Source organism: Amorphoplanes friuliensis DSM 7358 (assembly GCF_000494755.1).
In the GTDB taxonomy this organism is placed as follows: domain Bacteria; phylum Actinomycetota; class Actinomycetes; order Mycobacteriales; family Micromonosporaceae; genus Actinoplanes; species Actinoplanes friuliensis.
Genome location: NC_022657.1, coordinates 3,843,886 through 3,866,072, shown reverse-complemented (window position 1 = coordinate 3,866,072; position 22,187 = coordinate 3,843,886). Strand labels below are relative to the sequence as shown.

Below are 22,187 nucleotides of genomic sequence, written 5' to 3'. Positions count from 1 at the left end.
AGACGGTGCTTCGGCGGCTCGGAACCGTGGGTGCAAACGGTTTCGGCGCGGCGGAGAGACAGGGCCAGCCCGGTCCCCGGCCGCCGTGGGGCGGGTACAGGGACCGGGCCGGCAAGGCGAATCAGAGGGAGATTCGGCCCGCGCCCGCGCTCGCCGTCACGATGGACTTGACGTTGCCGGCGGCGTCGAGGGTGTATCCGTACGGGATGGTTTTGACGCTGCCGCCCGTCTGGCCGGAGCCGGAGCCGACGAGCAGGTTGCCGCGGGCGACCAGCGTGCCCGGGCCGGAGTCGCCTTCGCCCAGGTGGTACGGGTCGGAGACGCCGTCGAAGGAGTTGTTTTCGACGAGGACGCCGGCGCCTTCGGTGGAGGCGACGCCGTAGCCGCTGTTGCGGTAGTAGAAGTTGTTGTAGACGTGGACGGGGTTGCCGAAGCGGACCCGCGGGTGGCGTTGGGTCGACGCGTCGAACCAGTTGTGGTGGTACGTGACGCGGAGGTGGCCGGTGTCCTGGCTCGCGTTGTCGTCGCTGTGGCCGAGCAGCATGGCTTTGTCGTGGTTGAAGACGCGGTTCCAGGAAACGGTCACGAAGTCGGAGCCGCGTTTGACGTCGACGGCGCCGTCGTAGCCGTTGCTGAAGGTGTTGTGATCGATCCAGATGTTGGTGGCCGAGGTCTGGACGTTGATGGCGTCGTCGTTCCAGTTGCGGAACGTCAGATTGCGGATGATGACGTTGCGATCGCCGTTGATGTTCAGGCCGCAGCCGACGATTGCCGCGCCGGAATTGCCGATGATGGTTTTGTTGGAGCGCACCCGCAGCATGCCGGAGCAGTTGATCGTTCCGGAGACCCGGATGACCGACGCCGAGGTGGAGCCGACCGCCGAGGTCAGTGCGGACGCGCTGGTCACCGTGGTGGTCGCGGCGCTGCCACCGCCGGTGGTGCCGCCGTTCTGGGTCGCCCAGCCGACCAGCTGGTCAACCGCGGCGAGGGGTACCGGTGTCGACGCCGAGGCGGACGTGGTCGCGATGATGCCGACGCCGGTGAGAGCGAGTGCGGTCGCACCGGCGGAAGCGCCCAGCACGAGTTGGCGCAAGTGTTTGCGCATGGTTGTTTCTCCTTGATGTTTGGTGTTTACCGCGCGGTGGATCGCGGCGAAGAATGCCGGCTCCCGCGCCCGCTTTGCCCGAAGCAAGCGCTTTCCTGTTACAGAACAACACAGACGTCTGTCAATGTGAAGACAAATGTGTTTGCAGGTTGTTTGCAGTGATTCGGCTTCAGTAGGCGAACGGCCAGCCCGCCTGGTCGTACCCGATGAGGTTGATCCCGAGGTAGGAAGCACCGCTGTTCGCGTAGTAGTGGTAGACCAGCACGTCGCTGTCGGTGTCCGCAAGAACGGCCTGGTGCCCGGGTCCGTGGATGCTGCCGTGCGAGGCCAGCACCTGCGTGCCGCCGCCGGCTGTCATCGCGGTGCCGTTGCGGTCCACGAAGGGCCCGGTGACGCTGACCGACCGGCCCACCATGATCCGGTACGTGCTGGAGGCGCCGCGGCAGCACAGGTCGAAGGAGACCCAGAGGTAGTAGTAGTTGCCGTGCCGGAAGATGGTCGGCGCCTCGATCGCACCGCCGTTGCGGCCCGCGATGGCCCGCAGAGAAGTGCCCGACCGCTTGCCCGTGGCCGGGTCGAGCGCGATCTGCTTGATGCCGGACCAGAACGACCCGAAACTCAGGAACCAGCGCCCCTGCGCGTCCACGATCAGGTTCGGGTCGATCGCGTTGAAGGTGTCGGAGGTTCGCGACTCGATCACCAGGCCCTGGTTGGTCCACGAGCCGGACGCCCCGGTCGTACTGGTGGCCAGGAAGATCGCGGAGTGGTTCGAGCCGAACGTGGACGCCGAGTAGTACAGGTAGTAACGACCGTTCCGGTAGGACAGATCAGGCGCCCACAGGTTCCGGCTGCCACCGGTGTAGGCCGTGGTCCAGCTCGCGCCGCCGGGGAAAACCGCCCCGGCATTGCGGAACGCGGTCCGGTCCGGCGAGGTCTTGAGCTGCACGTTGTCCCCCGTGTACGCGGCCAGATAACCCCCCGCGGGCGTCTTCACCATCGACGGATCGTGCGTGCCGGTGTCACCCGTGACCACCCCCGGGTTCGGGTACGCGGCCGGTGGAACAGTGGGCGTCGCCGCGGCAACCACCGGCACGGCCGCCTCGGCGTTGACGGAGGCGACGGCGGCCACTGCGAGCAGCGCGCCCGTGGCGACACCTAGCCACAACGCACGGCCGGTACGGGTTCTGGACATGGCACTCCTCCTGACTGAGCAGAGACATCGGTCGATGTCGTGCCGCAGTGTTAACGGTCACAACTTTCTCGTCAAGGTTTCGAACTTGTTTCGGGCAGATGGGGTCAAGCTATTGACCCTCATCTCTGTGAACGTTCACAATCGCCGCCATGAAACGACCTCTCTCCCTGCTCGCCGCAGTGACGCTGATGCTGAGTACCGTCGCGGTCGCGGCGCCGCCGGCACAGGACCGCGCCGCAGCCGCCACCACGTTCACCAATCCGGTCGCCGCCGCGCCGTACGGTGCCGACCCTTGGATGGGCTACTACAACGGGAACTACTACGTCGCCGCGACCACCTGGAACTCCCAGCTGGTGATCAAGAAGGCAGCGTCGGTGGCCGCGCTGGCCGGCGCGAGCGAAACCGTCGTCCACACCGGATCCGGGTCGACGAACTGCTGCAACATGTGGGCGCCGTCGCTGCACCAGCTCGACGGCCCGAACGGGAAACGGTGGTACTACTACTATTCGGCCGGCCCGCCCACCTGTTGCGACGGGCAGCGCTCCTACGTCCTGGAGAGCAGCGGCTCCGACCCGATGGGGCCCTATCATTTCGCGGGGCAGCTCAAGGTCCAGGCCGGTAACGGCTGGGCGATCGACGGCAGCGTGGCGACCATCAACGGCGCGAACTACTACCTCTACTCGTCGTGGGTGGGCAACCTGCAGAGCCTGTTCATCGCGCCCATGAGCAACCCCTGGACCGTCAGCGCGTACGGGACGAAGCTCTCGTCGCCGTCGTACGCGTGGGAGACGAGCGGCGGCAACACCCAGGAGGCCCCGTACGTCCTGCAGCACGGCGGGAAGACGTTCCTGACCTATTCGGCCAGCTCGTGCAACACGCCGGACTACAAGCTCGGCCTGCTGACGCTGACCGGCAGCAACCCGCTGAGCGTTTCGTCGTGGACGAAGAAGAGCACACCGATCTTCCAGCGCGCCGACGGCAATGGCGTCTACGGCCCGGGCGGGCAGGGTTTCTTCAGCTCACCCGACGGTTCAGAGACCTGGATGGTCTACCACGCCAACGAGACCACCGGTCAGGGCTGCGGCGGCACTCGGACGACCCGAATCCAGAAGATCAGCTGGAACTCGGACGGATCGCCGAACCTCGGCACACCTGCCTCGCTGGGCAGCACCCTGACCGCACCCTCCGGCGATCCGGGTGGCAGCGTCGGCTTCCCCGTGACCGGCGCCCGGTACCGCTTGATCAACCAGAACAGCGGCGCCGTCCTGGACGCGGTCAACTGCGGCACCACCAACGGCACCGCGATCGACCTGTGGGCGTCGCTCGGCAACACCTGCCAGCAGTGGACGTTCACGAAGGCGGGCAGTGGCTATTGGACGATCACCAACGTCAACAGCGGGACGGTGCTCGACTCCGTCAACTGCGGAACGGCCGACGGCACGGCGCTGAATCTGTGGGCCTCTCTGGGCAACGCCTGCCAGCAGTGGAGTATCACGCCGGTCAACGGCCGCTACCTGATCGCGAACCGTGGCAACGGCAAGGTCCTCGACGTGGCCGACTGCGGCACTGCCAACGGCACCGCCGTACGGCAGTGGGCAGCGCTGGGCAACGTCTGCCAGGAGTGGCGGATCACGCCGTGAGGGCGCACCGGGCGAGCGTCTCGACAACACACCGCACCGGCGGGGTGGACGCCACCGCGGTCTGCACCAGCGCGTAGATCGAGCGTTGCACAACCGGTCCGGTGACCGGCACGGCGACCACCCCACCGGGCAGGGTCGCGGCACCCAGCCTCGGCAGCACGGTGACACCGATTCCCGCGGCGACAAAGGCGATCGCGGTCGGATAGTCGTGGGCCTCGACCCGGAACGGCGGGCTGAAACCCGCTGCCCGGCAGGCTTCGACAAGGTTCCGCCGGCACCAGCCGCGCGCGAAGTCGTTGTCGATCCAGCGTTCGCCGGCGAGGCGACCCAGGTCCACAGTGTCCTCACCGGCCAAAGGATGGTCCTTGGGGAGCACGACGACGTACGGGTCGTCGATCAGGTGCTCGGCCCGGGCGTCGCGGGTGCCCGTGTAGTCCCGGTGCGACACCATGATCTGGACGTCGGGGCGCTTTCCCGCGCCGGTCGGTGGATCGTCGCGCAGCTCGAGGTCGAGGCGGATGTCGGGGAACTCCCGCAGCAGCACACGGGCGACCGTCGGCAGCCACGCCGCGCCGACCGACGGGAAGTAGGCCATCGACAGCGAACCGGTGCGCCCGTCGCGCAGGTCCGCCACGAAGGCCTCGACGTCACCGAGCCGGGTCAGCACGCCGTCGGCCTCGCGGGCGAGGGCCAGGCCGGCCGAGGTCGGCTGGATGCCGCGGCCGTTGCGGGAGAGCAGGACCAGACCGGTCTCCCGCTGCAGGGCGGTGACGTGCTGGCTCACCGCCGATGCGGTGTAGCCCAGGTTGGCAGCCGCGGCGTTCACGGAGCCGCTGGCCACGACGGCCCGAAAGATACGCAGACGGTGCAGGTCCAGCATGCGGCCACCGTACAGTAGGGCTTAATGATCCGGTAGAAGTCTTTGCTTGTGCTTAAACGGCAGGCGGCTGAGATTGGACACATGCCTCCCGCGAAGACCGCCACTCTGCCCCTGCTCGCCGCGGCGGCCACGATGATCCTCTGGGCGTCCGCGTTCATCGTGATCCGCAGTGCCGGCGCGCACTACAGCCCCGGCGCGATGGCGCTCGGCCGGCTCGCCGTCGGCGCCACCGCACTCACCCTGGTCGCGTCCTTCAGACCCCGTCGCCTCCCGCGCGGCCGTCCCCTCCTGCTGGTCATCGTGTACGGAGTGCTGTGGTTCGGCATCTACGCCGTGCTCGTGAACGCGGCCGAACACCACCTCGACGCGGGTACCACCGCCCTCGTGATCAACGTCGGGCCGATCCTGATCGCCGTCCTCGCCGGGCTGTACCTGAAGGAGGGCTTCCCGCGCGGCTTGATGATCGGGCTGGTGGTCGCGTTCGCCGGGGTCGCAACGATCGCTGCCGCCACCTCGACCGGCCGCCACGACACGACGGGTGTGCTGCTCGCGCTCGGCGCCGCCGCCCTGTACGCCGTCGGCGTGCTCCTGCAGAAGCAGGCCCTCGACTTCGTGGACCCGTTCACCGCCACGTGGCTCGGCTGCGTCGCGGGCGCCGTCGCCTGCCTGCCGTTCGCCCCGGCGCTGGTCGACGAGGTTCGCGCGGCGCCCGGGTCCGCCACCCTCGGGGTCGTCTACCTGGGGGTGTTCCCGACGGCCATCGCGTTCGCGACGTGGGCGCACGCCCTCAAGCGGATGAGCGCGGGCACGCTGAGCTCGTCGTCGTACCTGGTCCCGGGTCTGGCCGTGCTGATGTCCTGGCTGCTGCTGGACGAGGCGCCCGCACCGCTGGCGCTGGTCGGCGGCGCCTTGTGCCTGACCGGCGTGGCCCTGACCTCACTGTTGCAAATTAGTGGCAACAAGTCGCCGGAACCTCTGGACTCGCCCCGACCTGTGTAAGTAGCGTGACGGGCATGACTCATTACCTGGCCGACTCGGCGGCAGCGTGGCAGGAGAGCTGGAATCTGCAGCAGGAGGCGTTCCTGCCCGACCGGGAACACCGGTTCACGACCATGCTGGACGCGGTCGGGGCCGTCACGGACGACGCACCGCCGCGGGTGCTGGACCTGGCCGGCGGCACCGGCACGATCAGCCTGCGGACGCTGGCCCGCTTCCCGGGCGCCGAGGTCACGGTCGTCGACCAGGATCCGGTGCTGCTCGCGCTGGCCACCGCCTCCCTGGGTGACCGGGCGACGATCATCGCGGCCGACCTGGGCGACCCGTCCTGGACGGCGGCACTCCCCCACCGGCGGTACGACGCGGTGCTGACCGCCACGGCGTTGCACTGGCTGCCACCGGAGCGGCTGACCACGCTCTACGGCGAGATCCTCCAGGTGCTGCGCCCCGGTGGCGTCTTCGCCAACGCCGACCACATGCCCGACGAGGGACTGCCGGGGCTGACAAAACGCCTGATGACCAGGGCGGACACCCGTCGCGAGACGCGCTACGCGACGGGTGCCGCACTGTCCTGGCCCGGCTGGTGGAGCAAGGTCGCGGCGGACCCGCAGCTCGCGCCGCTCTTTGCCGAACGCGAGAAGATCTATCCCGCCGCCCACGGCGCGGCCGAGTGGACCCCGCCGGCGGCCTGGCATCTCGATGCCCTGCGCGCCGCGGGGTTCACCGAGACGGGCCTGCTGTGGCGGGGCGCGGCCGACGCCACGGTTGCCGCGGTCCGGTAAGGATCAGCCGCTGCGACGGTTGCCGTACTGGCGGGGGCTCTGGACCGAGCCGCGACCCATCGGGCGCTGGCCCTTGGTGAAGACCTCGGGGCCGCCCCCGGCCTTCTTGCCCTTGGCCCGCCGGGCGGCGCGGTTGACGAACTCCTCCTCGGGCTGGTCACCCTCGGTCGGCTCGACCTCGGGCTGCTCGCCGGCGGTGGCGTCGGAACCTGCAGTGGACTCGGTCATCGGTGTCTCCCTGATCGCTGACTGCCGCGCGGGTCGTCCCCGACCCGGGAAACGCGACGGCCCGACCGACAGACGGTATCGCAGACCACCCCGGTCCCGGCGCACCGCCGCCGTGATCAGAAGCGGACTCGCGCCGTCCGGATCTCGGTGCGCAGGGCGGGCGGCCCGTCCAGCGGCGCCGGGTCCTCCGCGGTCGGGGTCACTCCCCCGGCTGCCACCTCGTCCAGGGTTTCCAGGCCGGTGGTCGTGACACTGCCGAAGATCGTGTAGTTCGGGCGCAGTGCCGAGTTGCCGTAGACCAGGAAGAACTGGCTGCCGTTGGTGTCGGGCCCGGCGTTCGCCATGGCGAGCACACCCCGGGCGTAGACGCGGCGCTCACCGGTCGGGTCGGTCGGCGCCGGGGGCAGACCGGTCGGCAGCTCGTCGGCGTAGCGGTACCCCGGCCCGCCCTCGCCGGTCCCCGACGGGTCACCGCACTGCAGGACCAGCAGGGTCGGGTAGGTCGTGAGCCGGTGACAGATCGTCCGGTCGTAGAACCGCTGCCGCGTCAGGTGCACGAAGCTCTGCACCGTGCAGGGCGCCGCGGCCCGGTCGAGCACGAGCGGGATCGGCCCGAGGTTGGTCCGCAGCAGCACCTCGACCACTCCCCGGCTCGGCGTCCGCTCCGGATCACGCGGCAGCGGCACCGGCCGCGCGGCCGGATCGTCCGGCGTCGGCGTGTAGGCGCACGGCCCCGCGGTCGGCGCATCAGGATCACCACCGCTCGCCACGGCGGGCGACGCACCGGTCAGACCCAGTGCCCCGGCCATCAGGACCGCAGCCACCACACGACCAACAACCATTTTCCGTACCCCCGGAGCTCGACGAATGCCGCACCCCGGTCTAATCGACGGAAGTGGATACGTCAAGCGTCAGCGGGGTGCGGTGGTGCGCAGCGAGAGGGCCTCGAGGAAGACCGCGCCGATCTGGGCCGGGTCCTCGGCGACAAATACGCCGCCGCCGGTGACACCGGTGATCTTCTTGAGCGGGGGCTGTTCGACGGCGTTGCCGATGCCGAGCACGATCACCTGGACCGGCTTGTCGGCTGTCTTGGCCTCCGCGAGCTGATCGAGCAGGTCGTTCAGCTCGAGGTCGCCCTCGCCGATGCCGACGCCGTCGGTGAGGACCAGGACGGAGTTGACCCGGCCGGCCTGCCAGCCGTTCTGGACGGCGCGGTAACCCTCGAGGATCGAGCGGTAGAGGCCCGCCTCGCCGCTGGAGGGCCGGATGCCGGCCAGGGCGTTCGCGACCGTGGTGCGGTTGCCGGTGAGGGGCCGGATCGGGACGAGCTCGCTGTGACCGCCGCCGGAGCCGCCGGCGGACTGCCAGAGACCGACCGCCCAGTCGTCGCTGAACAGGCTCAGGCCGCCACGGGCGGCGGCGATGGTCAGCTGCATGCGGGTCGCGTTGCGGGCGGTCGGCACCGGTGTCCGCATGCTGGTCGAGGAGTCGACGATCGCGAGCATCCGGGCCGGGGCGATCACGGCCGACCAGCCCGCCAGGGCACGGTCGATGCTGGCACCGTCGGCGTCGGAGGCGGCGGCCTCGCCGCTGCCGGCCGACGCACCCGTGTCGATGCGGGCCGGCGCGCCCTCGGGACGCTTGAGGCCGGAGGGTGCGGTGCCGTCGGGCGCCCGCAGACCGGCGGTGCCGAGCTGGGCCCGGAAGGCGCTGCCCGTGGTGAGCCGGCCGTAGAACTGGTGGGCGGCCTCGGCCTGGTCCGGGGAGATCTCGGGCATGACCGCGAACGGGTGGTCCAGCGGCACCGGCGCCGGCTCGAGGTAGAGCGCGGCCAGCGGCACCGGCGGGTTGCCGGCGTTGTACCGGACGACGTCACTCTCGGGCATGGCCGCGAGGCTGAGACCGGCGGCCAGCGCCGCGTCGTCGGCCGATTGGGGCAGCTGGGCCATCAGGTCGTCGCGCAGCACCGACGTGTCGGTGGCCAGCGACCGCAGCAGACCGTTCGAGGTGCCGGGCTTGCGCTGGTCGGCGGCCGTGGCCGCGGCGGTCAGCGCGAGCAGTCCCGACAACGCGGTGGCGTCGCGGGTGGGATCGGCCGTCCCGGTCCGGGTCGTGGTGCTGGTGGTGATCAGGGTGAGCAGGTCGTTGTAGGTGAGCTTCTTGCGGGGCCAGCCGAGACTCTCCGCGATCGGCGCGGGCATCGCCAGGACGACCGGGCTGAGCGCGACCGAGCCCTCCTCGGTGAAGGCGAAGGACGGCGCGGCCGACCGCAGCCGCTGCAACCAGCTGCGCGAGTCCGAGATCCAGACGTCGGGGGCGGCGACACCCTCCCGGGGCGCACCCGCGCCGGTCAGGGAGACCCGCTGCTTCGCGCTCAGGACCGCGGCGACGTCCGCCGGATCCGAGGACTGCACGTCGATGCGGATGCAGGACCCGTCGATCTCGGCCTTCTCACCCGTCCAGGCGTCGGCCTCGCTGCGCACGGCCTCGGCGAGCCCAGGTGCAGCCGCGACGGTCAGGTGCACCTCACCGGAACACTCCGCGCCGTTGAACTGGTTGATACCCACACGCACACCGGCAACCACCGCTACGACGGCGACCGTCGTCAGAGCGGCGGTACCTGCGCGAAATCGCATTCGTCGACGGTGCCGGCCTGTCACGTAGCCATCATCGACAAGAACACCTGTTGCCGCTAGGCCTGGAAGGAACGGATATCGCCTGGGCGGTCCGTTTATGCCGGAACGGCCGCATTACGGTGGCCGCCCCGCTGCTCAGCAGGGACGTCCGGCCGGGACCCCGAGCCGGAATCGCCCCAGGGCGGCACGATTTCCACAGTGGAGGCGCCGAGACGGTCGCAGACGCGCAAGATGGTCGCCACAGCGTCGACAGCAACCCCGATGGTTTGCCACAAAAGGAGCGGACGGTGCGCCTTGAAGGAGGAAATGACATGACACCCGACGTGGTGACGCGGGAGGAGTGGCTCGCGGCCCGCAAGGAGTTGCTGACGCGGGAGAAAGAGCTCACCCGGGCCCGGGACCGGCTCAACGCCGATCGCCGGCGGCTGCCGATGGTACGGATCGACAAGCCGTACCGCTTCGAAGGCCCGGACGGGGCGGTGGGTCTGCCCGAGCTGTTCGAGGGCCGCCGGCAGCTGGTGCTGCACCACTTCATGTTCGCGCCCGGCTGGGAGGCGGCCTGCGCGAGCTGCTCCTCGGCGGCCGACAGCATCGCCGGGCTGCGGCAACTGCACGCCCGCAACACCACCCTGGTGGCGGTGTCGCGCGCCCCGTACGCCCAGATTGCCGCCTTCCGGGAGCGGATGGGCTGGACGTTCCCCTGGTACTCGTCGTACGGCAGCGACTTCAACTACGACTTCCACGCGACCCTCGACGACCGTGTGACGCCGGTGCTGCTGCACTTCCGTACCGAGGACGAGCTTGCGGAGACGGGGACGCCGTGGACGGGCGGGCCGTGGACCGAGAGCATGCGGGGTGGGGAGTTGCCGGGTCTCAGCGCGTTCCTGCGGGTCGATGACGAGGTCTTCCACACCTATTCGACCTATGGACGTGGCATCGAGGAGTTCCACAACGGTTACCCCTACCTGGACCTGACCGCTCTCGGGCGGCAGGAGGCGTGGGAGGAGCCGCAGGGCCGGGCGACCCCGCTCGGCCTGCAGGTGGGCAGCCCGGGGATGCGGCTGCCCGACGAGTACGACGTCTAGACGACCGGACGGGTGACGAACGCTGTCGCCTCGGCCGGGCGCGTACGGATGAGTGACAGCAGTGAGTCGCGCTCCGTGAGGTAGTGATCGGGGTAGTTGTGCGCCCGGAGCACAAATCCGCCACCGGTCACGGGCACCGCGCAAAAGGTCGTGTCCGCGTCGAAGAGCGCACTGCCGTCGACGCGGTCCAGGCGGAGCACGAAGTTGCGGTGGCGCAGGAAATAGCCGGGGAAGTTCTGCGACTCGAACGAGAGGCAGCCGGTGCGGGCCCGGCCGGGCCGGACGGTGAACCGCGAGTCGGCCCGGTCCTGCGCGGAGCTGCGGGCGCCGACCTCCTCGAGGTAGGCGCGGTAGTCACGGTGCCGCACGCGCAGGCCTGGCACGGACGCCGAGCCCAGACCGATCGAGGAACCCACCACGGGAAGCGACGGCCGGGGAGAGGCCACCCTCCGCGCCGCCGGCGGTCGCACCGTGCTGATCGAGTCGCTGGTCACCCGCACGGTGGAGCGGCTCGGGAACGGCCGCGGCGCGGCGGTGGACGACGGAACGGACGCCGGGACGGAGGACGGGTCCGCCGCCGGGACGGTCGCCTCGGGGACGGTCGGGAGCGCGATGAACATCGGCGGCCGGCGCGCCTCCTTCTCCTCGGGCGCCAGCACCAAGCCGATCACGAAGAGCGCGCTGAGCGTGGCCGCACCGGCGACGACGGTCCGCGGCCGGAGGCGCGGGGCGAGCCGATGGGCGCCGGCCGGTGAGACCGGCACGGGCGGAAGGGGTGGGCGTTGTGGTGCGGGAGGAGCGAAATGCTGAACCGGGGGAATCCATCCGCCGGGCCGACCATCCTCTGGGGACATCCGGTTCCGTTCGATCCATAAGTGAAGACACGCAGCAGCAATATTCGGGGCAAAACGCGACGATGGCAAGAGGCAATCCGACGAACACCCACAGTGATCGATCCGACGGGCGCTTCCATCCGTAGTCACGAGGGAATCACCACGCGCTGCTGCCCGCTGCGATCCCGCGGGCGTGGCGCTTGCCCGAGGGAGCACGAGCCGTGGACAACACCGACTCCGACGAGATCTACCGCCGGCCCGCAGCGCCGGCCTCACCCACCTTTCCCTCGATCTCCGACTACTGGCCCGACGCACCGCACCGGATCGGCCCGCCCGCCGACCACTACAGCGACGAGCCGACGGCCGCTTCGGTCGACTCGCTGCTGCGCAAGAGCCGCACCTTTCACCCTGTCGCCGCCACCTCGGCACCGCCGCCACCGCGACGGAGGGGCCGTCGTGTGTACGGCTTTGTGCTCGCGGCCGTGCTGCTGGCAGGGGCGGGCCTGTTCGTGGCGAAGGTGGCGCGGGATCAGGAGCGGGAACCGGGGCCGGTGCGGGCGGCGCCGACGCCGGTCACCACCACACCGAACTCACTCTCGGCACCGGCGCGTGGGCGTACCGAGGCCAGGTTCGAGCTGGTCAGTGACACCGCGACGATCGACCTGAGCACGGCGGCGCTGGGGGCCGACCTCTACCGGATCAGCACCCCGGAACGCGGCTCGGTGGTACCGCGGGCGACGATCGGTGACACCGGCGTCCGGCTGTTCCTGGACGACAACGGCGAGCGTGGGGACGCGGCGGTGAAAGTGCTGCTCAACACCGACGTGCGGTGGAGTCTGCGCATCAGCGGCGGCGTTCGTCAGGGGGTCTTCGATCTCGGCGGGGCGAAGGTCGGCACCGTGGACTTCGCCGGGGGCGCGGCCCGCATCGACCTGACCCTGCCCGCACCGGACGGCACGCTGCCCATCCGGATGTCCGGTGGTGTCAACCGTTTCGAGGTCCGCACCGGCCGCGACGTGCCGGTTCGCGTACGCACCCGCAAGGGCGCCGGCCAGGTGAAACTCGACGGGCGTACCGATGACGGGGTGGCCCGGGGTGCGGCGTTCCTCTCCCCCGGCTGGTCCCGCAGCACGGACCGCATCGACCTGGACGCGGTCGCGGGCGTCGGCACCCTGCGCGTGGGACGCGGCTGAGGGTCGGTGGCAGGTGCTGTCGTGGGCGACGAGGCACCTGCCACCGGACGTTTCTCAGTCGTTGTAGCAGGCGGCACTGCTCTGGCTGACGCCGAGCAGCGCGATGCTGTTGCCGCAGAAGTTCAGCGGCACGCTGATCGGGAAGTACGCCTGGTTGCCGTTCAGCAGACCGACGTTGTGGTGGGAGGACTGGCTGCCGCCGCCGTAACCACCGTAGTTGTCGTCATCGTCGTAGTGCGCGCTGGCGGGACCCGCCGCGAAGGCCAGGGCGGCCGCAGCGGTACCGAGCATGACCAGCGTGCCTCGAACCAGTTTCATGACAAACCTTTCCTTTGCGGACACTTACCAGAGTTACCGTAGCGGCATCTTTGTGGCAGTTTGACCGTTTTAGGAAAATTAGGCGAGACCCCTTCTCAGGGCGTCGATCCGCAGTGCCCAGATGCGCCGCGACAGGGCCGCGTCGGCGGCGAAGGTCTCCGCCGCGTGGTAGCTGCCGGGATGGATGTGCAGCTCGGTCGGCACCCCGGCCGCCATCAGCCGCTGCGCGAAGGCGATGTCCTCGTCGCGGAAGAGGTCGACCGTCCCGACGTCGATGAACGCCGGCGGCAGTCCCGTCAGGTCCTGCGCCCGCGCCGGAGCGGCGTACTGGTCGGCCTCCTTGCCACCGAGGTACCAGCCCCAGGCCTCGAGGTTGCCGGACCGGTCCCAGATGCCGATGTCGGTGATCTCGTGGCTGGACTCCGTCTCGTTGCGGTCGTCGAGCATCGGGTAGATCGGCATGATGAATTTCAGCGCCGGCCCGCCCCGGTCGCGGGCGATCAGCGCGGTCCCGATGGTCAGGCCACCACCGGCGCTGGCACCGTAGATCGCCAGCCGGTCCGGGTCGATGCCGAGCTCGGCCGCGTTGGCAGCCACCCAGACCAGCCCGGCGTAGCAGTCCTCCACGGGTGCGGGGTGCGGGTGCTCCGGGGCGAGGCGGTACTCGACCGAGACGACCACCGCGCCGACCTGGTCGCACAGCACGGTCGCGGCCGGGTCCTCACCGTCGACGGAACCGAGCACCATCCCGCCGCCGTGGATGTAGTAGATGCCCGGCAGGGTGCCGGTGGCGTTCCGCGGCCGGTAGATCCGCACCGTGATGTCGGGGTCGCCGGCCGGCCCGGGAACCGTCCGGTCCTCCTTGACGACGTTCGGGTTCTCCGGCACCTCGATGGCGCTGAGCATGCCGACCACGGCCGCACGGCGCTGGACGATGTCGGGGATGGCGTTGAAGCCACCGGGCAGAGCTTGCTGCAGGGCCTCCAGCGGGACGAGGACCTCGGAATCGATGAGATGACGACGAGACATGGGCACTCCTCAAACAGTGAACTGGTCAGGCGGTCAGTGCGAAGCCCTCGTAGCCCTGGGCGGCGACCTCGTCGCAGCGCTTGCGGTACGCGCCGACACCACCGGCGTACGGCATGAAGACCCGGGTCTTGCCGGGCACGTTGGCGCCCATGTACCAGGAGTTGGCCTTGGGATAGAGCGTGTAGCCGGCGATCTCGTTGACGTGGTCGACCCAGCTGTCCTGCGCCTGCTGCGTCGGCTCGATGGCGCGCAGCCCCTGCTTCTCCAGGTGCTCGATGACGCCGGTGACCCACTCGACGTGCTGCTCGATCGACACGACCATGTTCGACAGCACCGACGGGCTGCCCGGGCCGGTGATCATGAACATGTTGGGGAAACCGACCGACCCCAGGCCCAGATAGGTACGCGGCCCCGCGCTCCACGTCTCCTTGAGCGACACCCCGCCCCGCCCCCGGATGTCGATGTTCGTGAGCGCACCCGTCATCGCGTCGAAGCCGGTGGCGTAGACGATCGCGTCGAAGGCGTACTCGCGCTCCGCCGTGCGGATACCCCGCTCGGTGACCTCGACCAGCGGCTCGCGCTGCAGGTTGACCAGGTGCACGTCGGGCCGGTTGTAGGTCTCGTAGTAACCGGTGTCCAGGCACGGCCGCTTGGTGCCGACCGGGTAACCGGGGCACAGGTCGCCGGCGACCTGCGGATCGGTGACGATCTGACGGATCTTGCGGTGGATGAAGTCCCGGGCCGTGTCGTTGGCCGCCTGGTCCACGGCGGTGTCCGTGAACGCGGTCAGCAGGTTGACCAGGCTCCCGCTCTCCCAGGCCCGCTCGAAGGTCGCGTCCCGTTCCTCGTCGGAGACCTCGAGGGCCGACTTCGTCGGCACCGGTGTGGGCACGCCGAAGCCCGACTCCCGCTGCGCCTTCCGGTACGCCCGGTAGCCGGCCCGCATGTCGGCGATCTCGTCCGGCCGCAACCGCCGGTTCCGCGCCGGCAGCGAGTACGCGGGTGTGCGCTGGAAGACGGTCAGGTCGGCGGCCTGCTCGGCGATGACGGGTATCGACTGGACGCCGGAGGACCCGGTGCCGATGAGCCCGACGCGCTGACCCGTGAAGTCGACACCCTCGTGCGGCCAGTGCGCGGTGTGGAAAGTCGCGCCCTTGAACGTGTCGAGACCGGGGATCTCGGGCAGCTTCGACGCGGAGAGGCAACCGGTGGCGAGCACCAGGAAGCGGGCGGTGACGGCGTCCTCGTGCTCGGTGCGGACCTGCCAGGTGCCGGCCTCGTCGTCCCAGTGCGCCGCGGCGACCCGGGTCCGGAAGACGATGTCACGGCGCAGGTCGAAGCGGTCGGCGACGTGCTGGGCGTACCGGAGGATCTCGGGCTGGGTCGGGTAGCGCTCTTCCCAGGGGTACTCCTGCTCGAGTTCTTCGGAGAACGAGTACGAGTAGGCGAGGCTCTCGACGTCGACGCGGGCACCGGGGTAGCGGTTCCAGTACCAGGTGCCGCCGACGTCGGTGCCGGCCTCGAAGACGACGGCGGACAGGTTGAGTTCGCGGAGCCGGTGCAGCAGGTACAGGCCGGAGAAGCCGGCACCGACCACCACGACATCGACGGATCGGTTGGGGGCGGAAGCGGACATGAAGGCCTCCTTTACGTCGCCTGAAGCGAGCGCCAGCACCGCGCGCGAAGGGCTGGTGTGTCAGGCGGGCGACGGTCAGTAACGTGACCTGGCTCACAAACTAGAATGCATCCTGCAGCGAGTCAATGTTTCCGGCGCGTTACGTCGACTGATGCTTCTTCAGAACTCCGCGGGCCCGTCGATAGAGGGGCCATGTGGCGTCGGCAGAACGTGCGCAGGCGGAGCGGAACAGGCTCCCGCCTGTTCCTGGCGTACGCCGTGGCCAGCCTGGTCCTGGTCCTGCTGCTCGGCGTCATGCTGGTGCGCAGTTACCGCGACGACGCCGAGCATCAGGGCCGGGAGCAGGGCCGCGCGCAGGCCTCCGTCATCGAGGAGATGGCCGTCGCCCCGGCCCTGGACGGTGCCGAGCTGGCCGCCGGCCTCACGGCGACCCAGCTCGAACGTCTCCAGGGCGCCACCGACCTGGCCATCTTCCACGGCTCGGTGGTCCGGCTGCGCGTCCGCAGCTACACCGGCCAGGTCGTCTTCTCGGACGACGGGTCGACGGCGGGCGGCATCTCCGTCTCCAGCGCGGCTTTCCGCGCGGCCGTGGCCGGGCAGGTCGACATCGCGGTCGTCGCCGACAGTCAGCGCAGCGCCGGCAAGGTCATCCGGGTGCTGCAGCCGGTCATCGCGGGCGCCTCCGGCCAGGCGATCGGTGTCCTCGAGCTGTACCTGCCGTACGACGCCATCGACGCGCAGCTGCAGCGCCAGATGACCGCGACGTACTGGCGGCTCGGTGTCACCCTGGCGATCCTCTACCTGGTGCTGGCGCTGATCGCCTGGTCGACCACGCGGTCGCTGCGCCGCCACGCCGCGCGGCGGGAGCACGAGGCGTTGCACGACGGCCTCACCGGTCTGCCCAACCGCGCCGCCTTCCGCGAACGCGCCCGGACCGCGATCTCCGTGGCCACGGGCAGCGGCGGCGAGGGCGCCATCGTGCTCGTCGACCTGAACCGCTTCAAGGAGGTCAACGACACCCTGGGCCATCACGCCGGCGACGAGCTGCTGCGGCTGGTCGGGTCCCGGCTGGGCCAGGCGCTCCGCACCGGCGACACCGTCGCCCGGCTCGGCGGCGACGAGTTCGGCCTGATCCTGCCGGCGCTGCCCGGACAGGACGTGCTCGATCTGCTGGAGGAGGCCCGGCGCGAGCTGACCCGCGAGACGGTCCTCGACGGCGTACCCCTGAGCATCGAGGCCAGCTTCGGCGTCGCGCTCTACCCGCACCACGGCACCGAGGTCGAGGAGTTGCTGCAGCACGCCGACGCCGCGATGTACCAGGGCAAACGCGGCGCGGTCGACGTGGTCCTCTACGCCGAGGGCGGCGTCGCCAACCCGACCCACTGGCTCATGGTCCAGGCCGAGCTGCGCCACGCGATCGACCGCGACGAGCTCGTGCTGCACTACCAGCCCAAGGTGCGCTTCGCCGACGACGAGATCGGCGGCCTGGAGGCCCTGGTCCGCTGGCAGCACCCGCAGCGCGGTCTGCTGCCGCCCTCGGAGTTCCTGCCGGCCGCCGAACAGTCCGGTGTCATCGAGGTCCTGACCGCCTGGGTGCTGCGCCGCGCCCTGGAGGACCAGGCGGGCTGGACCGCTCTCGGCCAGTCGTGGCCGGTGGCGGTCAACGTCTCCGCCCGCAACCTCGAGGCACCCGGTTTCCCGCAGTTCGTCGCCGGCCTCCTCGCCGAGCACAGCACGCCACCCGGGCAGCTGCTGCTCGAGGTCACCGAGACCGCGCTGGCGGGCGACGCCGAGATCGTGGCCCGGGCCGTCGTCGAGCTCCGGGCGCTCGGCATCGGTGTCGCGGTCGACGACTTCGGCATCGGCTACACGAGCCTGTCGCAGCTGCGTACCGTGCCGGTCTCCGAAGTGAAGATCGACCGGCTCTTTGTCATCGACCTCGACCAGGACCCGCAGAACCAGGCCATCGTCCGCTCGGTGATCGAGCTGGCCCACGGCCTGGGCTGCCGCGTCACCGCCGAGGGTGTCGAGACCGCGCAGGTCAGCGCCTGGCTCGCCGAAGCCGGCTGCGACGACGCCCAGGGTTACCTCTACTCCCGGCCCGTCGTCTGGCCGCACCTGCTCGACCTGTTCCTGCATCCCCGCAGCACCGGGCGCCACGCCGCCCTCGACGAACCCGCCGCGCCCGCCCAGCTGACCACCGGAGGACCGACCCCATGAAGATCCACACCCCGACCCGTCTCCGGTACGCCGTAGCCGGTGTTGTCCTCACCCTCGCCACGGCGGGCTGTGGCACGGCCTCGGCCGACGAGACCACTGGTGACGGGACGGCAACCGGTGCCGTCGCCTTCTCGCAGCAGATCCACGACCGGCTGCCCGACGCCGTCCAGAAGAGCGGTGTCATCCGGCTCGCCACCGACCCGAGTTACGCGCCGATGGAGTCCTACGCCGCCGACGGCCGCACGATCATCGGCTTCGAGCCGGACCTGGCCGCGGCGCTCGGCGCGGTCGCCGGCGTCCGGGTCGAGATGGTCCCGGCCGAGTTCAGCAGCATGATCGACGGCACCCGCAAGGGCACCTTCGACGGCGTGCTGTCCTCGATGAACGACACCCCCGAGCGGGAGAAGAAGGTCGACTTCATCGACTACTTCTCGGCCGGGCTGGCCATCGTGGTGCAGCGCGGGAACCCGCAGGGCATCACGGACCTCAAGGACCTGTGCGGCCAGGTGGTCGCGGCCGAGAAGGCCACGGTCCAGGTCGACCTGCTGCGGCGGACCCAGCCCGCCTGCGGTGACCGGCCGATCGTCATCAAGACCTTCAAGACGAACGCCGACGCGCTGCTGCAGGTGCGTACCGGCCGGGCCGCCGCCATCCTCAACGACTACCCGCCGGCGGCCTACCTGGCGACCGACCCGCGCACCCGCTCGCGCTACCAGCTGGCCTCGACCGTGCAGTACGAGCCGGGCCTCTTCGGCATCGCGGTGGCCAAGGACAACCCCGAGCTGCGGGACGCCCTGCGCGACGCGCTCGACCAGCTGATCCGCTCGGGCACCTACACCGAGCTGCTGGAACGCTGGGGCCTGGCCAGCGGCGCCGTGACCACCTCGTCGGTCAACTCCGGCGCGGAGAACTAGGTTCGTCGGCTGCCCGGCTGGGAGCTGAGGCGGCGGCCGCGGACCAGCGCCTGCCGGCGGCCGATCTCCCGGCCGTCGGCGGCGACCTCGACACCCTCGACCTCGTACCAGTTCTCGCCGTCGTAGATCACGGGACGGGTCCAGTCGACCCGGTCGACCCTGATGGAAAGCGGGCCGGTGCCGTAGCAGTAGTCCGACTCGGCGAACTGGGTCACCGGCCGGAGCGGCCCGCGGTTGCTGTCCATCTTCACCCCTCGGAGCAGGGCCTGACCTTCGTCCCGCGTGGACGGTCGAGGCGACTTCTGCACGTGCTCAAGCATGGCCGTATGCGCATCGCATACGCAAGGCCGGATGCACGTGCATATGCACGCGGGCGCGAAAGTGGAAGATCCGCCAGTGCGGGTAGCCGTTCGACCGATCCCTCTAACGGGTGACGGAGACGATCCCGTCCAGGGCCGCGGCGAGGATGTCGAGCGTCCGGTCCGGCGGCTCGGCCTCCAGACAGGCCCGTTCCATCGTCAGGGCGTACTGCTCGACGTCACCGTTCTTGTCCAGGTAGAGCGCGCTGGTCAGCTGCTCCACGTAGACCACGTCGGGCAGCTCCGGCTCGGTGAAACGCAGGATGGTGAACGGGAAGCCGGGCGTGGGCGGCGACGCGGGGTCGAACGGCGCGATCTGCAGCCGGACGTTCGGCCGGACGGCGGCCTCGATCAGCGCCTCGACCTGGGCGCGCATCACCTCCGGCCCGCCCACCTGCCGCCGCAGCACTGCCTCGTCGAGGACCGCCCAGATCTGCGGCGGGTCGGCCCGGTCGAGCACCTGCTGCCGGCCGAGACGCAGGGCGATGCGCTGCTCGATCTCCTCCGGTGACGCATCGACGCAGGTCCGCCTCAGCACCGCCCGGGCGTAGTCGCCGGTCTGCAGCAGGCTGGGCACGGAGTGCGCCTCGTAGACACGGATCAGCGACGCCGCCTCCTCGAGCCCGAGGTAGGCCAGGAACCACGGCGGGATGACCTCACCGAACTGCTGCCACCACGGCGCGGAGTTCGCCCGGCGCCCCAGCGTCAGGAGCGCGGCGCGTTCGTCGGCGTCCACGCCGTACAGGGTCAGCAGGTCCTCGAGGTCGCGCTCCTTGAAGGGGACGCGGCCGAGCTCCATCCGGCTGATCTTGGATTCGGAGCCGCGGATCTCCCAGCCGGCGGTCTCCCGGGCGATCCCCCGGGCCTTGCGCAGGCGGCGGAGCCGGGCGCCCAGCCTGATCCGCAGCGCTGTCGGCCCGGTGCCGTCGTCCGGACGAACCGAAATCATCTGTCCACCCCGATCAGGCGAAGGTCCAAGGCTCGGTACCTCCAACGTTCCGTACCCAGGTGCACGTGCATACAACCGTGCAGGTTCCCTCGCCGATGCGCAACCGCACGGAAGATCGATGACGCGTGCATCCCCCGCACCGCCGCCGTGGTACGCAGGAGACATGACATCTGAGCAAGATTCTTTCGACCTCATCGTGCTGGGTGCGGGACCCGTCGGCGAGAACGTCGCCGACCGGGCCGTCCGCGGCGGCCTGACCGTGGTGCTGGTCGAGAAGGAACTCGTCGGCGGCGAATGCACCTACTGGGCGTGCATGCCGTCGAAGGCGCTGCTGCGCCCGGCGCAGGCCGTCCGCGCGGCCCGCCAGGTCGCCGGCGCCGCGCAGGCCGTGACCGGCGGCCTCGACGTCCAGGCCGTGCTCGACCGGCGTGACTCCTTCACCAGCAACTGGAAGGACGACGGCCAGGTCGCATGGGTCGAGGGCGCCGGCATCTCCCTGATCCGCGGCCAGGGCCGGCTCACCGGCGTCCGCGAGGTCACCGTGACCGCGGCCGACGGCACCACCACCGTGCTCACGGCCCGCCACGCGGTCGCCGTCGCCACCGGATCGGACGCGCTCGTGCCCGACATCGAGGGCCTGCGCGACGCCGACCCGTGGACCAGCCGGGAGGCGACCAGCGCCAAGGAGGTCCCCGCCAGCCTCGCGATCATCGGCGGTGGAGTGGTCGCCACCGAGATGGCCACCGCGTACCTGAGCCTGGGGTCGACGGTGACTTTGATCTCCCGATCGGGGCTGCTCGCCGGGATGGAACCGTTCGCCGGGGAGGCCGTCGCCGAGGCGCTGCGCAAGCAGGGTGCCACCGTGCTGCTCGACACGGAGACGACCCGCGTGACCCGGACGGGCGAGGAGGTCGCGATCGAGACCTCCGGGGGCACCACGGTCACCGCCGCCGAGGTGCTCGTCGCGACCGGCCGGACCCCGCGTACCCGGGACATCGGTCTCGACGTGGTCGGGCTGAAGCCCGGTGACTGGATCTCCACCGACGACACCATGCGTGTCGAGGGTTTCGACTGGCTCTACGCCGCCGGCGACGTCACCCACCGCGCGCTGCTCACGCACCAGGGCAAATATCAGGCACGCGCGGCGGGCGACGTCATCGCGGCACGGGCCCAGGGCACCCCGGTCTCGGACGCGCCGTGGGGCAAGCACGTCGCGACCGCCGACCACAGCGCGGTCCCGCAGGTCACGTTCACCGACCCGGAGGTCGCCTCCGTCGGCCTCACCGCGGCCGCCGCGCAGAAGGCCGGCATCCGGGTCCGTGTCGTCGACTACGAGATCGGCCAGGTCGCCGGCGCGAGCGTCCACGCGGACGGATATCAGGGCAAGGCCCGGATGGTCGTCGACGAGGACCGCCAGGTTGTCGCCGGCGTCACCTTCGTCGGCCCGGACGTCAGCGAGCTGCTCCAGGCCGCGACGATCGCGGTCGCCGGCGAGGTCCCGATCGCCCGCCTCTGGCACGCCGTCCCGGCCTACCCCACGATCAGCGAGATCTGGCTGCGCCTCCTGGAGACCTACGGCCGATAGGTCGCGATGATCACCCCGGTCGTGGTCGTCACGGTCTCGACCAACTGCATCTTCCGGTACGCGTCACCGAACAGTTTGGTGCCCTCGCCCAGCGTGAGCGGGTGGATGGAGAGGGTGTAGACGTCGACGAGCCCGGCAGCGGTGAGAGCGCGCACGAGCTCCCCGCTGCCGAGCACGACCAGGGCTCCGGTCACGTCCTGCTTGAGCTTCGCCACCGTCTCCGTCGCCTCGCCCTCCAGCAGCGACGAGTTCTCCCACGGCAACGCCGTGTCCCTGCTCCGCGAGGCGACGTACTTGTGCTTGCGGTTCAGCACCTCGGTGTACGGGTTCCCGTCGGTCTGCGCGGACCAGAACCCGTGGAACTGCTGATAGGTGCGCCGCCCGAACAGCATCGCCCCGTCGTCGCCCATGCCCCGGCCCATCGTCTCCGCGGCGACCCGGTCCATGTACGGCTGCGCCCAGCCGCCGTGCCGGAACCCGCCCCGCGGGTCCTCGTCGGCACCGCCCGGCGCCTGCATGACGCCGTCCAGGGTCACGTTCTCGACGACAACAACCTCGCCCATTTTTCCGCTCCTCGGTACGCGGCCGACCCCTCGCCGGCCCTTCA

21 protein-coding genes are annotated in these 22,187 nt (G+C 70.3%); 8 read left to right on the top strand and 13 right to left on the bottom strand.

Annotation, left to right across the window (positions count from 1 at the left end):
* Positions 1–121: 121 nt before the first annotated feature.
* Together AFR_RS18025 and AFR_RS18020 are read right to left on the bottom strand one after the other, a co-directional pair.
* Positions 122–1,105 (bottom strand): pectate lyase family protein, encoded by a 984-nt coding sequence (locus AFR_RS18025; protein WP_023362179.1) that lies wholly within the window; start codon positions 1,103–1,105, stop codon positions 122–124.
* A gap of 169 nt (positions 1,106–1,274) precedes the next feature.
* The gene (locus AFR_RS18020) at positions 1,275–2,297 is read right to left on the bottom strand and encodes an arabinan endo-1,5-alpha-L-arabinosidase (RefSeq protein ID WP_023362177.1); all 1,023 of its coding nucleotides are present in this window, start codon (positions 2,295–2,297) and stop codon (positions 1,275–1,277) included.
* Positions 2,298–2,446: 149 nt separating this feature from the next.
* Between AFR_RS18020 and AFR_RS18015 the strand changes: the two genes are divergently transcribed.
* Positions 2,447–3,937, top strand: a complete 1,491-nt coding sequence (locus tag AFR_RS18015; protein ID WP_041840953.1) for a family 43 glycosylhydrolase — start codon at positions 2,447–2,449, stop codon at positions 3,935–3,937.
* Here AFR_RS18015 and AFR_RS18010 read toward each other — a convergent pair.
* Positions 3,927–4,817, bottom strand: a complete 891-nt coding sequence (locus tag AFR_RS18010) for a LysR family transcriptional regulator (protein ID WP_023362173.1) — start codon at positions 4,815–4,817, stop codon at positions 3,927–3,929. The two genes, AFR_RS18015 and AFR_RS18010, sit on opposite strands and share 11 nt — an antisense overlap.
* Before the next feature lie 81 nt (positions 4,818–4,898).
* Between AFR_RS18010 and AFR_RS18005 the strand changes: the two genes are divergently transcribed.
* Both AFR_RS18005 and AFR_RS18000 read left to right on the top strand, forming a co-directional pair.
* Positions 4,899–5,816, top strand: a complete 918-nt coding sequence (locus AFR_RS18005; RefSeq protein WP_023362171.1) for a DMT family transporter — start codon at positions 4,899–4,901, stop codon at positions 5,814–5,816.
* A gap of 14 nt (positions 5,817–5,830) precedes the next feature.
* The gene (locus AFR_RS18000; RefSeq protein WP_023362169.1) at positions 5,831–6,595 is read left to right on the top strand and encodes a class I SAM-dependent methyltransferase; all 765 of its coding nucleotides are present in this window, start codon (positions 5,831–5,833) and stop codon (positions 6,593–6,595) included.
* Positions 6,596–6,598: 3 nt separating this feature from the next.
* Here the strand turns inward: AFR_RS18000 and AFR_RS17995 are convergent, their stop codons facing one another.
* The 3 genes from AFR_RS17995 to AFR_RS17985 all read right to left on the bottom strand — a co-directional run bounded on the left by AFR_RS17995 (position 6,599) and on the right by AFR_RS17985 (position 9,459).
* A complete protein-coding gene (locus AFR_RS17995) occupies positions 6,599–6,823 on the bottom strand; it encodes a hypothetical protein (RefSeq protein ID WP_023362167.1) in 225 nt (74 codons plus the stop codon).
* A 116-nt stretch (positions 6,824–6,939) separates the two neighbouring features.
* Positions 6,940–7,665, bottom strand: coding sequence for a peptidylprolyl isomerase (locus AFR_RS17990; RefSeq protein ID WP_041840952.1), 726 nt, complete (start codon positions 7,663–7,665; stop codon positions 6,940–6,942).
* 69 nt (positions 7,666–7,734) lie between these two features.
* Entirely contained in the window at positions 7,735–9,459 is a 1,725-nt protein-coding gene (locus AFR_RS17985; protein WP_052359409.1) for a substrate-binding domain-containing protein, read from the bottom strand.
* 311 nt (positions 9,460–9,770) lie between these two features.
* On the opposite strand from AFR_RS17985, the gene AFR_RS17980 reads away from it, so the two are divergent.
* On the top strand, positions 9,771–10,544 hold the full coding sequence (locus AFR_RS17980; protein WP_023362161.1) for a DUF899 domain-containing protein: 774 nt from the start codon (positions 9,771–9,773) through the stop codon (positions 10,542–10,544).
* Here the strand turns inward: AFR_RS17980 and AFR_RS43705 are convergent.
* On the bottom strand, positions 10,541–11,308 hold the full coding sequence (locus AFR_RS43705) for an AbfB domain-containing protein (RefSeq protein WP_023362159.1): 768 nt from the start codon (positions 11,306–11,308) through the stop codon (positions 10,541–10,543). The two genes, AFR_RS17980 and AFR_RS43705, sit on opposite strands and share 4 nt — an antisense overlap.
* A 290-nt stretch (positions 11,309–11,598) precedes the next feature.
* Here AFR_RS43705 and AFR_RS17970 point away from each other — a divergent pair, with 290 nt between their 5' ends.
* Entirely contained in the window at positions 11,599–12,570 is a 972-nt protein-coding gene (locus AFR_RS17970) for a hypothetical protein (protein WP_023362157.1), read from the top strand.
* A gap of 54 nt (positions 12,571–12,624) precedes the next feature.
* Here the strand turns inward: AFR_RS17970 and AFR_RS17965 are convergent, their stop codons facing one another.
* From AFR_RS17965 to AFR_RS17955, 3 genes are all read right to left on the bottom strand, one after another.
* On the bottom strand, positions 12,625–12,888 hold the full coding sequence (locus AFR_RS17965) for a chaplin family protein (protein ID WP_023362155.1): 264 nt from the start codon (positions 12,886–12,888) through the stop codon (positions 12,625–12,627).
* 78 nt (positions 12,889–12,966) lie between these two features.
* Complete coding sequence (locus tag AFR_RS17960) at positions 12,967–13,917, bottom strand: alpha/beta hydrolase (RefSeq protein WP_023362153.1); 951 nt, start codon at positions 13,915–13,917, stop codon at positions 12,967–12,969.
* Positions 13,918–13,942: 25 nt separating this feature from the next.
* Positions 13,943–15,553: a flavin-containing monooxygenase gene (locus tag AFR_RS17955; RefSeq protein ID WP_023362151.1), complete on the bottom strand. Its 1,611-nt coding sequence runs from the start codon at positions 15,551–15,553 to the stop codon at positions 13,943–13,945.
* A gap of 192 nt (positions 15,554–15,745) precedes the next feature.
* Here AFR_RS17955 and AFR_RS17950 point away from each other — a divergent pair, with 192 nt between their 5' ends.
* Together AFR_RS17950 and AFR_RS17945 are read left to right on the top strand one after the other, a co-directional pair.
* Positions 15,746–17,773, top strand: coding sequence for a putative bifunctional diguanylate cyclase/phosphodiesterase (locus AFR_RS17950; RefSeq protein ID WP_023362149.1), 2,028 nt, complete (start codon positions 15,746–15,748; stop codon positions 17,771–17,773).
* On the top strand, positions 17,770–18,687 hold the full coding sequence (locus tag AFR_RS17945) for an ABC transporter substrate-binding protein (RefSeq protein ID WP_023362147.1): 918 nt from the start codon (positions 17,770–17,772) through the stop codon (positions 18,685–18,687). The genes AFR_RS17950 and AFR_RS17945 overlap by 4 nt, the downstream gene beginning before the upstream one ends.
* Here AFR_RS17945 and AFR_RS17940 read toward each other — a convergent pair.
* The gene (locus AFR_RS17940; protein WP_041842354.1) at positions 18,684–18,932 is read right to left on the bottom strand and encodes a hypothetical protein; all 249 of its coding nucleotides are present in this window, start codon (positions 18,930–18,932) and stop codon (positions 18,684–18,686) included. The genes AFR_RS17945 and AFR_RS17940 overlap by 4 nt on opposite strands.
* A 178-nt stretch (positions 18,933–19,110) precedes the next feature.
* Positions 19,111–19,995, bottom strand: a complete 885-nt coding sequence (locus AFR_RS17935) for a Sco1979 family transcriptional regulator (protein ID WP_023362143.1) — start codon at positions 19,993–19,995, stop codon at positions 19,111–19,113.
* A 163-nt stretch (positions 19,996–20,158) separates the two neighbouring features.
* Here AFR_RS17935 and AFR_RS17930 point away from each other — a divergent pair, with 163 nt between their 5' ends.
* Positions 20,159–21,580, top strand: a complete 1,422-nt coding sequence (locus tag AFR_RS17930) for a dihydrolipoyl dehydrogenase family protein (protein WP_041840951.1) — start codon at positions 20,159–20,161, stop codon at positions 21,578–21,580.
* Here AFR_RS17930 and AFR_RS17925 read toward each other — a convergent pair.
* A complete protein-coding gene (locus tag AFR_RS17925) occupies positions 21,568–22,143 on the bottom strand; it encodes a dihydrofolate reductase family protein (RefSeq protein WP_023362139.1) in 576 nt (191 codons plus the stop codon). The two genes, AFR_RS17930 and AFR_RS17925, sit on opposite strands and share 13 nt — an antisense overlap.
* Between the last annotated feature and the right edge of the window lie 44 nt (positions 22,144–22,187).

Coding starts and splice junctions, on each gene's coding strand:
- AFR_RS18025 (WP_023362179.1), bottom strand. CDS start 1,105: ATGCGCAAACACTTGCGCCAACTCGTGCTGGGCGCTTCCGCCGGTGCG.
- AFR_RS18020 (WP_023362177.1), bottom strand. CDS start 2,297: ATGTCCAGAACCCGTACCGGCCGTGCGTTGTGGCTAGGTGTCGCCACG.
- AFR_RS18015 (WP_041840953.1), top strand. CDS start 2,447: ATGAAACGACCTCTCTCCCTGCTCGCCGCAGTGACGCTGATGCTGAGT.
- AFR_RS18010 (WP_023362173.1), bottom strand. CDS start 4,817: ATGCTGGACCTGCACCGTCTGCGTATCTTTCGGGCCGTCGTGGCCAGC.
- AFR_RS18005 (WP_023362171.1), top strand. CDS start 4,899: ATGCCTCCCGCGAAGACCGCCACTCTGCCCCTGCTCGCCGCGGCGGCC.
- AFR_RS18000 (WP_023362169.1), top strand. CDS start 5,831: ATGACTCATTACCTGGCCGACTCGGCGGCAGCGTGGCAGGAGAGCTGG.
- AFR_RS17995 (WP_023362167.1), bottom strand. CDS start 6,823: ATGACCGAGTCCACTGCAGGTTCCGACGCCACCGCCGGCGAGCAGCCC.
- AFR_RS17990 (WP_041840952.1), bottom strand. CDS start 7,665: ATGGTTGTTGGTCGTGTGGTGGCTGCGGTCCTGATGGCCGGGGCACTG.
- AFR_RS17985 (WP_052359409.1), bottom strand. CDS start 9,459: ATGCGATTTCGCGCAGGTACCGCCGCTCTGACGACGGTCGCCGTCGTA.
- AFR_RS17980 (WP_023362161.1), top strand. CDS start 9,771: ATGACACCCGACGTGGTGACGCGGGAGGAGTGGCTCGCGGCCCGCAAG.
- AFR_RS17965 (WP_023362155.1), bottom strand. CDS start 12,888: ATGAAACTGGTTCGAGGCACGCTGGTCATGCTCGGTACCGCTGCGGCC.
- AFR_RS17960 (WP_023362153.1), bottom strand. CDS start 13,917: ATGTCTCGTCGTCATCTCATCGATTCCGAGGTCCTCGTCCCGCTGGAG.
- AFR_RS17955 (WP_023362151.1), bottom strand. CDS start 15,553: ATGTCCGCTTCCGCCCCCAACCGATCCGTCGATGTCGTGGTGGTCGGT.
- AFR_RS17950 (WP_023362149.1), top strand. CDS start 15,746: ATGTGGCGTCGGCAGAACGTGCGCAGGCGGAGCGGAACAGGCTCCCGC.
- AFR_RS17945 (WP_023362147.1), top strand. CDS start 17,770: ATGAAGATCCACACCCCGACCCGTCTCCGGTACGCCGTAGCCGGTGTT.
- AFR_RS17940 (WP_041842354.1), bottom strand. CDS start 18,932: ATGGACAGCAACCGCGGGCCGCTCCGGCCGGTGACCCAGTTCGCCGAG.
- AFR_RS17935 (WP_023362143.1), bottom strand. CDS start 19,995: ATGATTTCGGTTCGTCCGGACGACGGCACCGGGCCGACAGCGCTGCGG.
- AFR_RS17930 (WP_041840951.1), top strand. CDS start 20,159: ATGACATCTGAGCAAGATTCTTTCGACCTCATCGTGCTGGGTGCGGGA.
- AFR_RS17925 (WP_023362139.1), bottom strand. CDS start 22,143: ATGGGCGAGGTTGTTGTCGTCGAGAACGTGACCCTGGACGGCGTCATG.